A 13321-nucleotide genomic window follows, 5' to 3' on the forward strand; every position below is an offset into this window, starting at 1 on the left:
TGCTATTTCTTCTCCAAACTCACTTTTCCTCCGGTCAAATCAGCCAAACCTTTTGTAAGCGCATCAACTTGGATTCTGCGGATTTTTACAACTACGGTCGAAATCGTTCCTTCTATCGTTTGCAAAATTTTCCCGCGATTGTCCGTAATGTACCGTGAAACGGAATTTAAATCTGAATGATTCACTTTGTAACGCACCGTATCGTATAGAATACGTTTGACGATGCGTGCCCGTCGAATGGCATTGGATGCCGTGTCACGATAAGCCAGCACCGATGGAGTTTTAGCATGAGTTACAATTTTTTCACGCATGACGGCCAGAAAAACGTTGGTGATTTCTTCGTTTTCAAAAACATCCGTCAGCGCCTTTTCGACTTCCGCATCGCCTCCCGCCGATTTAACAACGATGTTGGGTTCTAAACCGATTTTGTAACAAGAGATTTTTTCAGCCGCATCCGGAAATTTTTTGAAAATCCGTTCCTGAGCGGCTTGGACTTTCTCTCCCGAATCAACGAATAAAACAACAGCGGTCAATCGGCATCCGCTGTCTTCAATAACCATTTCGCCTTCGGCTTCAACAGTTTTATATTCATCAGTAAACATAATCCAGAGCGAGGCTATGAATTGCGTTCGATTATTTTGTTTTTTCGATAGCTGTCATGAACTTATTGAACAGATAATCGCTGTCATGCGGGCCGGGAGACGCTTCGGGGTGATATTGCACGGTAAAAATCGGGAGCTCACGATGTTGAAATCCTTCCAATGTTCCGTCGTACAAATTAAAGTGAGTCAATTCAACTTCTTTTTCGTTGAGCGATTTAGGATCAACCGTGAAGCCATGATTTTGTGAGGTAATTTCGATAACGCCGGTTTCAAGATTTTTAACCGGATGATTGGCGCCGCGATGGCCGAATTTAAGTTTATACGTTTTTCCGCCTAAGGCAATGCCGGCTAACTGCTGACCAAGACAAATTCCGAAAATCGGTTTTTTTCCAATCAGTTTTTGAATCTCAGGAATGACGTACTCAACGGCCTCAGGATCGCCTGGGCCATTGGACAAAAAAACCCCGTCCGGATTCATTTTTAAAATATCATCGGCTTTTGTTTGCGCCGGCACAACGTGCAATCGGCATCCTCGCTCAACAAATTTTCTTAAAATATTTTGTTTTACTCCGAAATCGTAAACAACCACGTTGAATTTTGATTCATGATCGATGTTTTCGCGATACTGCCAATCCGGAAGGTTAGGTGTGCCCCAATCGTAAGCCGACTGACACGTTACGCCATCGACTAAATTAGCGCCCACCATGCTCGGGCTGTTTTTTACTTTTTCGAGCAACGACGTTGTATTTAAATCGGTAGTAGAAATAATTGCGCGCATAGCGCCGAAATTACGAATGTGTCGTGTGATCGCACGCGTGTCCAGACCTTCAATTCCCATAATATTGAATTTCTTGAACAAATCGGCCAGCGACATTTCGGAACGCCAATTCGAAGGATAATCACAATGTTCTTTGACAATAAAAGCTTTTACATGAGGACGCAGCGATTCGAAATCGGCGCTATTGATGCCGTAATTGCCGATATGCGGATACGTCATGACGATCATTTGTCCGGAATACGAAGGATCGGAAAGAATTTCCTGGTACCCCATCATGCTGGTATTGAAAACAATTTCGCCGGTCACTTCGCCTTCGGCCCCGAAGGCATAGCCGTCGTAACTCAGGCCATCTTCGAGAACAAGTTTTGCTTTGATTTTATGCATGCAACGAATGGTTGGATTTGGAAAATATTTTTTTTGCTAAATTGGGGAAATCAGTGATCACACCATCGACTTCAATTTCCATCATCTGATAAAGATCTTTTTCATCATTAACGGTCCATGGATATAGTTTACATCCGGCAGCAATGGCTTTTTCCAAAAGACGGGCATTGACCGCTTTGAAATTCGGATGCCAGGAAGTAACAATAAGACCTTTGGCTAATTTCTGATTGAAATTGGGCAGCCTTTTTTCATAGATAAATCCCGTACGCATAGTCGAATCGATCTTTTGAACTTTTTTTACCACTAACGGATTAAACGACGAAATGACCGTTTGCCGCTGTAGCCCGTGCTGATAAATGCAATCGATCACTTTCTGTTCGATTTTGCCGCGCATCGGCATTTCACTTTTGATTTCAATATTAATCAACAGGTGCGTATGCTTGAAAATATCTAAAACCTCCGCTAACGAAGGAATGGTCGTTTCAACGACGTCGCTTTTTAATTTTAATTTCTGCAAATCGGATAACGTTTTCGTTCTCACCATTCCGCGTCCGTTTTCGGTCAGCCGTTCGAGGCGAATATCGTGGAAGACAACCAGATCTTTATCTTTAGTAATGCGTACATCTAATTCGACGCCATCATATCCTTCATCCACGGCGGCTTGAAACCCCGGAAGAGAATTTTCAGGAAAACCGGAATACGTCACACCGCGGTGTGCCATAATAAGGATTTTTTTGTGATGCGTTGTTTTCACTCTTTACCCTCTAAGACACGCTGATAATAATCGATGTAAGCATTGACAATTTTATCGGTACCGAAATTGTCCAAAGCCCGGCGCCTGGCATTGATGCCTAACTGTTCGGCCAATTTAGAATCAGATAGAATTTTAGTCGCATCACTGGCCATCGCGTCAACGTCGCCAAGTTTTTCGAGAAAGCCGGTTTCGCCATGAATATTTAATTCCGGTAGCCCGCCGATGGCCGTTGAAATAACCGGCACACCTGAACTCATAGCCTCAAGCGCGGCTAATCCGAAACTTTCCGATTCGCTTGGAAGTAGAAATACATCGGCAAGGCGGATCAAATCGGAGACCGCTTCTTGTTTCCCTAGAAACAGCACATCGTTTTCAACCTTTAATTCCCGCGCCAATTGTTCAACATTAAATCGTTCGGGGCCGTCGCCGACCAGCACTAACTTTGTCGGAATCTCTGCGCGGACTTTCGCAAAAATTTTCACCACGTCCGGCACGCGTTTAAGCTGGCGGAAATTGCTCGTATGCATGATGATTTTCTCTTGGTGCGGTGCGAGGCGTGTGCGAAATTTATTGCACGGCGATGTTTTATCGTCCGCCGGCTGATATTTTTCCGTGTCGATAAAATTATGAATGACCTCAATCTTGCGGTTGGGTCTGAATTCTGAATACGTACGGTTGCGTAAATATTTTGACACGGAGGTCGTACCGTCGCTTTCGTCGATACTGAATTTGATCAAATTGAGAAACGAGCGATCCATCCCGAGCAACGTAATATCCGTACCGTGCAACGTGGTTACGATTTTCAATTCTTTGAGCCGGTTATTCTTCTTGATCATTTGTTTGGCAAGATACGCACTTGGCGCATGCGGAATGGCGTAATGCACGTGCAGAAGATCGAGATCTTCGAATTCAGCAACTTCCGCCATTCGTGCTGCGAGCGAAAGCGAATACGGCGAATGCTCGAACACGGGATACGTCATGACTTCGACGGCGTGAAAATAAATGTGTTCGGTAAACGATGCTAACCGGAAAGGAATATCCGACGTGATAAAATGAACATCGTGACCCCGTTTAGCGAGTTCAATGCCCAGTTCTGTCGCGACGACGCCGCTCCCGCCATAGGTTGGATAACACGTGATACCAATTTTCATGATCAACTTTCTCGATGTCCGGCCGTTGAGTAAGTCAAAACCGCCGGCATGGTTGCTACACTGCACAAGATTATAGAAGCTTATACAACATCTAAATCTATAGTCTTGGCTTGAAATTTTTTAACTTTGTCACCGGCCGTTTTGACTGCGCTCACGGCCGGATCTAAATTCTACACACGTCTTCTGAAAATCACATACACGGCGTACGCCGCCACCATCAATGGAATGGCCACCCGGTTAACTTCCGGGTCGACCAGATCCAGCAAATTAACACCGATCAGAATGACCATCAAAGCGATGACAATCCATCCGTAAATTTTCCATCGGGTAGCGCGCTTTTGCCGTTCGATCGATGGACCGCTTTCTTCTTCACTGTCGGAAAAATTATTTTGTTCGTCCATAATTAACGTTTGATTTTTAAAACTTTCAATTGCATTTCGCCGGCCGGAATCTGGATTTTGGCGATTTCGCCAACGCCTTTTCCCAATAAGCCTTTTCCAATAGGGGAATTGACAGAAATTTTTCCATTTTCCCAATCGGCATCGTTATCCGGAACAAGCGTGTACGAAAATTTATCTTTCGTCTTAACGTTTTGCAATTCAACCGTAGCCAAAATGTAAACTTTGTCTGTGGGAATGGATTCTTCATCGACGACGACCGCATTGACGATCTTCATCTTCATTTCATTGATGCGGTTTTGAAGGAGCTGAAGTTCCTCTTTGGCCGAATGATACTCCGCATTTTCCTTCAAGTCGCCGTGTTCACGCGCTACCTGTACGCGATGCGCGATTTCGGGACGTTTTACATTTTCCAGATACGTTACCTCCTCCTTCAGTTTTTTCAAACCTTCAGGGGTGAAGTATACTTTACTCATAATTCTTCTTTTCTTTCCTTGGATAGATTGATTTATTTTAAAATCGGAATAACACTTTCCTGCATCGGTGCGCCGGTCACGACGACGTCGTTATTTTCAGTGATATAGGCATCGATCTCACTCCGGATGCCAAAATCATTGTAAAAATATATTCCGGGCTCGATTGAAAAACACGTCCGCGGCAAAATTCGCCGGATATCTTTCGTTTCCATATTATCCATATTCGCGCCATTGCCGTGAACTTCTTCGCCAATGGAATGGCCGGTGCGGTGTATGAAATATTCGCCGTAACCTTTTGATACAATGTATTGGCGGCTGGCATCGTCAACTTGCCAACCGTAAACGGGCTGGCCTGATTTCAAATTTTTCTTCAGGAAATCGACAGCCGCATCACGCGCACCTTTGACGACTTGGAATATTTTCTCATATTTTTCAGGAACGGTTTCACCGACATAACCGACCCAGGCATAATCCGCATAAACAGATCGCGGTGCTTTTTTCTTGGCCCACAAATCGATCAGAACAAAATCGTCTTTTTTAATTTCTTTAAAAATCGTTTCCGTAGGCTCATAATGCGGATCGCCCGAATTTTCATTGACCGAGCAATTCGGCGCAGAGCTCGAATAAATATTTCGTTTTTCAAAACATTGCAGCATAAAATTTTGCACATCGAACTCAGTCAATTTTTTTCCGGCACGAATGTTTTCTTTAATGAATGCAAAAGCTTCGTGAACCGTTTCGATCAAGCCTTTACCGGCTTCCTGGTGCATTTGCCACTGCTCATTATCCCACGTGGCGTCAAAGATTTGTACTAAATCGGCCGAAGAAACGATCTCTGCTCCGGTTGCTTTACGAACCATCTCGACAGTTCCCGCATCGACGATAGAGACATACGGAATGGCACACTCATGCGAATATTCCATCGCGACCTTTTTGGCGCCGCCTGTAATTTTTTTCAAGCCTGTTTCGAGTTCTTGCCAGCTGGAAAAAACCGTTTTATCGCCCGGTACGGAATCTAATGATCCGCGTTCAATACTGTGAACGAGTTTTTGCGGCGTTCCGTTGGCCGGAATATAGTAATAATAACGGCGCATCAGTACGAGATGCGATGGAAGATCCAAAATACGGTCGACGATCGGATTGTTTTTACGAAAACTGTACATCAGCCAACCATCGAATCCCAATTGGCGGATAGCATTTTGAATATCGGTCAGTTTAATTTTCATGGCGGTTCCTTTTCCTAAAAGTGTGTGTATCCACCGGCAGTAAGCGGAAGCTCTTTATTGCCCGAGCGAAGAATAATTTTTTTACCGGATGTGATTTCGCCGATCATTGTAAGTTGTTTTTTGAAAAAATATTTCGCTTTTTCAAAATTTTTCATAGACATCGTTACCAAAAGCTCGTAATCCTCTCCCCCGTCCAGCGCATAGTCATACACATTTTTTGTGTATTGGTCAGATACTTTGCGGGTTTCCCGATGAATCGGCAAACGATCGCAATTAATAACCGCGCCAACACGGCTTGCTTCGCACAAATGCCGCAAATCGGATGACAAACCGTCGCTCAAGTCAATGCAAGCGTTTAAAGGAATACATCGTTTCAGGCACAGTTCAATAAAATCAAATCGAGGTACAGGACGAAGATGCCGGTTAATCACATGTGAAAAAAACCGGTTATTTTTATTATTCTTCAAAACCTGTAAGCCTGCATGCGACGATCCCAGATAACCGGTCACAGCAATAACATCGCCCGGTTTGGCTGAAGAACGTTTGAGCCATCGATTTTTTCTGGCTTCGCCTAAAACTGTAATAGTCACGGACAATTCAGAAGCGCTTTTGGCAATATTGCCGCCGATGATCGTTGTATTAAAACGGCGGCCAGCTTTTTTTAATCCGCGATATAAATCCTGGATATTCTCAACACTCAATTTATCGGGCAAAATCAGATTAACCAAAGCCCATTTAGGCCGGCCGGCCATCGCCGCAATATCGCTTAAATTGATCGCCAGAGCTTTCCAACCGAGCGACTGAAAATCCGTATATCGGAGATCAAAATGCACGCCTTCGATCATAGTGTCCACCGTCGCGATCGAAAAGTAGCCTTTGGGAGTTTCAAAAATTGCCGCGTCGTCCCCGATACCCAAATGCAATCGATTGCTCCGGCCGCTTAAGCCTAAAATTGCCTGAATTTTGTCAATGAGCCCGAATTCCCCAATGTCGCTGATTCGCATAATAACCAACGCTTCTCAAAATCGGTTGAATATAACCGAATGGAGGCATTTAATCAAAGGATTTTATGGTTGCCCGCTTGACTTTGCGGGCATCTTCGCTTAAAATAATACGGTTCACTATACGTCATTATTTTCCGAAAGCACCTTCCTCATGCGATTCTACCTTGCTATGAGAATCCATTGGTTTTTGCTATACCTGCCGGTTTTGATACAAGCGCAGGAGTTGCTTGTTCCCGACGGGCATATCGCCCCACTCACACGCATCGTACTGACACCCGATGAAAAATATTTTGTAACCTTAAGTACGGATGAAACCGCCCGACTTTGGGACCTTGCAACAGGGGCGTTTATCCGAATCTATGACGATGCCAGTGGCTCCATATGTATCACGCCCAATGGAAAATTTCTGGTCACAGGAAGTCCATATATTTTCAAACCTGACAGCACAATTCGGGTTCGCCGCATTGACAATGGCCAGATCGTACGTCAAATCAAAGGGCAAAACGTCATTGGCTTAAGCGAGGATGGCCTTAAAATGTTGTTTTATGATTGTATTGGCCGGAAAATGGCCATCAAACTTTCCGGGCTACTCGTCGGACAACCAATCGTCTTGTTTACAATTGATTCAGCAACCGCATTGGCGGTTTCGAAAGATTTGTCATTACTCGCGGCCGGGTTTGAAAACGGGGAAATAGCAATTTATGAAACTAAAACCGGTAATTTAAAAGCAGTCTTCCATGAGCATGCAGAGGAAATTACAAAACTCAATTTCACCGATGATCAGAAATATCTTATTTCCGGCGGCGGCGATCGATTTATTAAAATTTTCGATTTGAATAATGGAAGTGTTCGTTCAGTATGGGCTAATTTTAACAAAGCGCTGGCGATTGATCCGCAACAGCAATATGTTTTATCGTCCAGCTTCGATAATACTTTGGAGATGTTTGATTTTAAAGACGGCAACTGGATTCGCCTGATCGATCACAATGCGTATTCGATCGCCGACATTGCGCTCACGCAAAACGGTGAACTGCTGATCGAAGCCTGTACCGATAAAAAAGTAAAGATCATTAATCTCAAAACACAAGAAGTTGTACAGGAAATCGGCGCACAAAGTCTGTTTGTTTCCCATCTTGCTGTCAGCGGAGACGACCGCTATCTCATTGCTTCGAGTTATGACAACCTGATTCGCGTGTGGGATCTGAAAACCGGCGAATTGTCTAAGACTATTCCGTCGCAAGGCGTGATGCAAACTTATCTGAATGATTCGCTTGATCTGATCACATCCATCAGCGCGGGGCCATCGGCGGAAATAAAAAAATTTTCGACAGGCGAAGAAATAAAAATGTTTGCCAATCATGAATTTTTATGTTTTGCGATCGCGTTCGATGCGCGGCAAACGCGCGTGGCCACGGGCGGATACGACCGGAAAATTCATGTGTGGTCATTCCCGGAAAGTCGTTTCGAACAAACTTTTTTGGGTCATTCGGGTAATATCATGGCTTTGTGTTTTTCAAAGGACGGACGTTATCTTGCGTCATCGGCTTTCGACAAAACATTACGTGTTTGGGATTTAGAAACCGGTAAAGCAAAGTATGTTTTTAATAACGGTCTGATCAACCAAATGATTTTAAAAAATGATAGTTTGCTTTTCGGAGCCGGACAAGATGGAGCTATTTCTGTCTGGAATTTTTCAGACGGCACGTTGTTACGAAAAATCAAAGCGCATGATCGCCCGATCGCCAGCATTGCACTATATGGTAATGTACTTGCATCGGCGAGTGAAGATCATACCATACGGTTGTGGAATTGTGAAAATGGAAAATTGCTTCAGACGCTCGAAGGCCATACGGCGATGTTAAATTATGTTGTATTTACCCATGACGGTAAGCGTCTGATTTCTGCCGCTCATGACGGTGCGATCAAAATCTGGGACGTTGCGACGGGTAAACTGATAGCAACGATGATTGGGTTCCGTAACGGTGAATGGATTACGTGTGCCGAAAACGGTAATTACGTCGCGTCAAAAAACGGCGATGCTTACGTTCACTGGCGCGTGGATAATGAAGTTTTTAGTCTGAAACAATTTTCTGAAATTCATAAAAACCGCGAAAGTGTTGCGAATATACTTCAATCGACGGTTTACAACGAGTCGAAATTTCAATTCAGCCTCCCGCCGCACGTTGAAATTATAAGGCCTTACAGCCAACCGTCCATTAATCAGGGCGAATTGAAACTGGAGATCGCCGCAAAGGGTCGCAATGAAGATCTGATTTTTGAAGTGTACCTCAACGATGCACTTGTACTCACCAAAAAAGAATTAAAGGTTAGCGAGTTGATAACGCACATGAACGTTAAGTTGATAGCAGGAAATAACCGGATTACGGTGATTGCGCAGAATGGAAGGGGAATTAAAAGCAGTGAATCGAAGATGTATGTTTATTACAACGGATGGTGATCAATTCCCGGATTTCGACGATTCCATATCGTATTCGAATTTTTTACAATAAAAACTGAGCGCTATCTCATCTTTCGTCAGCCCGCATTGATACGTAAAAGCAATTTTATCGTTTTCGACTTTAATGAATGATTGCCGGAATTTACAAATCTGGCAATTTTTTTTCTGATTGGTCCGGATCGTATTTAAAGCTGAAGCATTCAACGCCTGCTGGTTTTCCTTGATCGTCGCTACAGTCGATTCATGCGTTTTGACCATTTCCTTAAAAATTTTATTAACTAATTTCAGATAATGGGCCACATGAATCATCGTTTTTCTAATTCGCATTAAAACATACAATTGTATGACCAGCAGTAAAGCAAATCCTGCGATAATGAGTATTTCGAGCATATATTATAAAAGAAATTTATTTAATAATTACGTAAAAGTAGCGCAAAAAGAGATTAAAAGCAATTCCATTAATTTTATGGAAAAAATATCATTTTGAGTCTTATAGGTGAAAAGAAGTGAAAAATAAAATAACAATTTTTTACGCGCGTTAATTCAATAAAGACAGTTTGTTATGTTTTCTAGGGGTGAAATTTAATAATGTCCGATTTTTCTTATTGCATGAGATATTTCAGAATTTGTAATATACAAAGCTTTTCTTTGAGGGATTTCCCAATTTTCTCCCTTCTTTTCATTTCATAACAAATAATTTTAGGGGGCGTTATGTTTGATTTCAAAGAATGTGACGTAAATGAATTGGCAGACAAGCTCAATCTATCGACAAGGCAAATTCAAAGAATTGCATTATCCAGATTCAAAAAGCGACCTCATGCCTTTTTGGAATCGTTGCGCCTCCATACGGCAATAAATGCTATTGTACATAGTAAACCTGTGTCGCTTGAAGCTGTAGCAAAATTTGCCGGTTTCAGAACGTACGATGCATTTCGAAAATCTTTTCACCGGTGTTTTGGAATCGCCCCGTCAAAATGTAAAATCATTGCAGTTACTGCTCATGATAAATTCCAATTACTCAAGACATGGCAAAACAAAATCGAAAAGCGTTTTACTTTAAAGGAATAAGCGTACAATGCAAATTTTTCCAAAAATACTAATGCGAATAGCTGCCGGACCTATCGCCGAATTGCAGCAACTCGAAGCGCCGGAAACATTCAAACGAATTAAGCGCAAAATTGAACTCGAGCGACAGTTAGCTTCACAGAAACAATTGGTCTGCGACATGCTGTTTGAACACATCAAACTGGCATCCAATCAACAACTTTACCAGAAAAATCTGCTTAATTTAAAAAGGGACATTTTTAATCTTCGCAAATTCGATCATCCTAAAAATCTCGAAATCATAGCTGCGCTCCCGGCGGAACTCCGTAATGCGCTTGCGACTCTGGAGAGTTTGGTCAAAACACGCGATGATTGGTCACAAGCTGTTGACCGATTGTTTAATTCTGAATTGAATCAGGCGCACTCTGTTCTAAAAAATTTGGCTCGAAACCCATCTTTGCAAAAAGGCCTCGTTTTATCTTCGCAATCACTTTTACAAAATGTTAACGAATTTATTGCCCGCACTGAAATGCCATCCCGCCGCGCTTTTCAAACTATCGAATCGCTGATGAAATATCTTTCACGCACGTACGCCAAAACTTCTCCTTTCAGTACATTTACCCATCTTTCATTGGGTAATCTTTCTGACAATCAAAATTCATTCATTGAATTTGCAAGTGACATTATCAGTGCATCTCAAAGCCACGTCCGGTTAAATAATTTTTTGTTCCAATATTTACACGGGCTTCTGATCAAGCATCCGGAAATCAGGAAAAAAATATGGCTTCGCCTGAATCCTACTTTGATGAAGGATGGTACCGATTACCGTTTTCTTACCAACCATAACAACGTCGAGGCATTTCAAAAAATTGAAGCGATTCCGGTAATAGAAGTTTTTGTGTATCTATGCATGCAACGACCGGAAGGAATTTCTTACGAGGACCTCGTTCAAACCATTCTTTTGGAAGAATATATTGATGCACCGGTTGAAGAAATAGAAGGATTTCTTGACGAATTGATCAATTTCGGTCTGCTGGAATTCGATTTGCGCGTTTCAGGAATCGATCCGGATTGGGACGAGCGTTTGACCGGGCAATTGCATTTTTTACAAAATCCTTTAGCGATAGAATTAATTTCTTCTTTAAAAAACATCAGAAAAAAAGCTGAAGAATTTGCTCAAACAAACGATGTCAAACATCGATATGAATTACTTAAAAGGACGCACGAGGAATTCAAAAATATCTGCAAGAAAATTTATATCTCCGCCGGTTTGGATGAAAAAGCTTTTGAACCGGTAACGCCTGCTCCATCTTCAAAACAAGAAAAAGAAAAAACAGAGAACGGCGACAATGAACTTCAGGAAAAAAATGAAAACGGCGAAGAGGTTTTTCAACGGGTAATTTCTACGGTTTTCCGATTCAAACCCGAACAAATGTATTACGAGGACTCCAGCTTAATACCGAAATTTTCGGTTCGAATGGATGTTATTGCCGATAAAATTCAATCTTTAAATGTTTTGCTTGAAACTTTGTCACTTTTTGAAGGCCGTATGGATGAGTTTGATATCATGACCAACTACTTTGCAAAAAAATACGGCGATGAAGCATCGGTCAATCTGATTACTTTCTATGAGGATTTTTATCGCGATTACAAAAAACCCGAGGCCGAGCGTCAAGATCGGTTAAAGAACCAACATTACCGGCAATTTTTAAAGGATCAAACTATAACTCCCAAAGAAGAAAAGACAAAGGAAGAAATAAAAGAGGAAAAAATTGATGATGTTTCTCCGGCGATGATTATTTCGGAAATCGATGAACGAAACAAACTTCGCAAATTATGGCAGGAAGCTTTAGGACAACGGCTGCTCAAAACGCAAGGATTGTCGGATGAACATAAAATTACGGTTGAAGACGTCCGTGAAATCAATCGTCAATTCAATTTAATCAGTCAAGATAATCAGGTGTCTTTGGGCGCTTTTCTGCAATGGTTCGAAGATCGGGGACAATTTAAAGCGGTTGTCAATGGCACTTTTCCGGGTTATGGGAAAATGTTCAGCCGTTTTTTACACGTTTTCGAACCGGAAAACACGCAAATGTTGCGGGAATGGAATCAGCATGTGATTCCGGAAAATGCAATATTTCTCGAAGACTGTGACGGATCTTACTTCAACGCCAATCTCCATCCGCCTTTGATGCCATTCGAAGTTCGAATTCCGGGCGGCCACAATAGCTTGAAAACCGATTTACAAATTCCTGTCACGGATTTGGCTGTAAGAATCGAAAGCCGGCAATTGATTCTTTATCACCAACCGAGCGGGAAACGTGTTTTTATATTTGATCTCGGCTTTCAAGGTCACGGCGGACGCTCACCCCTTTTTCAGCTTTTGGAAAAATTTACGGCGGCAAAATATTGGTCGGTTTATCCGGTTAACCAATCGATCAATCTTGCCGTTCAAAGCGCGCCTGAAAATAAAGAACAAAAAAACGTACAAATATCGCCTAGAATTATTTTTGAAGACTGGCTCGTTTTGCAAAGAAAGTCATGGTCCATTGACTGTAGCCAATTGCCGGTCAAAAAAAACGATGAAACGGAGGCCGCTTATTTTGTGAGAGCCAATGAATGGCGGATCGCTCTGGATATTCCTGACGAGGTTTTTGTGTTTGTCGCTTCCCGTGGAGGCCAGGAAATGCTGAAACCGGAACAGGCACGTAAACTCCGCCGTGATGATTACAAACCGCAATACATTGCGTTCAAAAACCCGTTTTTGGTCCGGTTATTTAATAAATGCGCGGAGAAAGCTCCTAATCGTTTGAAAATCGAAGAAATGCTTCCCGCATCCGATCAGTTATTGTCCATCGGCGATAAAAAACATGTTTCGGAATCTGTCATTCAATGGTATAAATTTAATGGCACAAATTTTTAAACTAAAAAAACCGACTCTGAACTTGTTTCAGAGTCTCTAATTCTTCAGAATGGTATTGCACAGACTCCTTCCGCCTCAGTGAATCGGAGTGATGAAAGTGTCTGCTATTCTGCAACCAAATAA

Annotated in this window: 12 protein-coding genes; 3 read left to right on the forward strand and 9 right to left on the reverse strand. The window is 42.4% G+C overall.

From position 1 onward, the window contains the following. Window positions 1–2: 2 nt before the first annotated feature. The 8 genes from K1X84_00915 to thiL all read right to left on the reverse strand — a co-directional run bounded on the left by K1X84_00915 (window position 3) and on the right by thiL (window position 6773). Window positions 3–602, reverse strand: coding sequence for a hypothetical protein (locus K1X84_00915; GenBank protein ID MBX7150169.1), 600 nt, complete (start codon window positions 600–602; stop codon window positions 3–5). A 31-nt stretch (window positions 603–633) separates the two neighbouring features. Beyond that, window positions 634–1755 carry a glutamine-hydrolyzing carbamoyl-phosphate synthase small subunit gene (carA, locus tag K1X84_00920; protein MBX7150170.1) on the reverse strand — a complete coding sequence of 374 codons (1122 nt, stop codon included), beginning with the start codon at window positions 1753–1755 and terminating at the stop codon, window positions 634–636. A 1-nt stretch (window position 1756) separates the two neighbouring features. Continuing rightward, window positions 1757–2485 carry a hypothetical protein gene (locus K1X84_00925; protein MBX7150171.1) on the reverse strand — a complete coding sequence of 243 codons (729 nt, stop codon included), beginning with the start codon at window positions 2483–2485 and terminating at the stop codon, window positions 1757–1759. 29 nt (window positions 2486–2514) lie between these two features. Continuing rightward, window positions 2515–3669, reverse strand: a complete 1155-nt coding sequence (gene bshA, locus K1X84_00930; GenBank protein MBX7150172.1) for an N-acetyl-alpha-D-glucosaminyl L-malate synthase BshA — start codon at window positions 3667–3669, stop codon at window positions 2515–2517. A 170-nt stretch (window positions 3670–3839) separates the two neighbouring features. Further along, window positions 3840–4070: a sulfite exporter TauE/SafE family protein gene (locus K1X84_00935; protein ID MBX7150173.1), complete on the reverse strand. Its 231-nt coding sequence runs from the start codon at window positions 4068–4070 to the stop codon at window positions 3840–3842. Window positions 4071–4072: 2 nt separating this feature from the next. Then, window positions 4073–4543, reverse strand: coding sequence for a transcription elongation factor GreA (gene greA / locus K1X84_00940; protein MBX7150174.1), 471 nt, complete (start codon window positions 4541–4543; stop codon window positions 4073–4075). Window positions 4544–4575: 32 nt separating this feature from the next. Continuing rightward, window positions 4576–5769: a M24 family metallopeptidase gene (locus tag K1X84_00945; GenBank protein ID MBX7150175.1), complete on the reverse strand. Its 1194-nt coding sequence runs from the start codon at window positions 5767–5769 to the stop codon at window positions 4576–4578. Between the two features lie 14 nt (window positions 5770–5783). Next, a complete protein-coding gene (gene thiL, locus K1X84_00950; GenBank protein MBX7150176.1) occupies window positions 5784–6773 on the reverse strand; it encodes a thiamine-phosphate kinase in 990 nt (329 codons plus the stop codon). 151 nt (window positions 6774–6924) lie between these two features. Here thiL and K1X84_00955 point away from each other — a divergent pair, with 151 nt between their 5' ends. Continuing rightward, window positions 6925–9231 carry a WD40 repeat domain-containing protein gene (locus K1X84_00955; protein ID MBX7150177.1) on the forward strand — a complete coding sequence of 769 codons (2307 nt, stop codon included), beginning with the start codon at window positions 6925–6927 and terminating at the stop codon, window positions 9229–9231. Here K1X84_00955 and K1X84_00960 read toward each other — a convergent pair whose 3' ends face one another. Next, the gene (locus K1X84_00960) at window positions 9232–9621 is read right to left on the reverse strand and encodes a hypothetical protein (GenBank protein ID MBX7150178.1); all 390 of its coding nucleotides are present in this window, start codon (window positions 9619–9621) and stop codon (window positions 9232–9234) included. A 321-nt stretch (window positions 9622–9942) separates the two neighbouring features. On the opposite strand from K1X84_00960, the gene K1X84_00965 reads away from it, so the two are divergent. Beyond that, the gene (locus K1X84_00965; GenBank protein ID MBX7150179.1) at window positions 9943–10299 is read left to right on the forward strand and encodes a helix-turn-helix domain-containing protein; all 357 of its coding nucleotides are present in this window, start codon (window positions 9943–9945) and stop codon (window positions 10297–10299) included. A gap of 7 nt (window positions 10300–10306) precedes the next feature. Further along, a complete protein-coding gene (locus tag K1X84_00970; protein MBX7150180.1) occupies window positions 10307–13198 on the forward strand; it encodes a lantibiotic dehydratase family protein in 2892 nt (963 codons plus the stop codon). Window positions 13199–13321: the final 123 nt, after the last annotated feature.

Source organism: bacterium (assembly GCA_019695335.1).
GTDB lineage: Bacteria > CLD3 > CLD3 > SB21 > SB21 > JABWBZ01.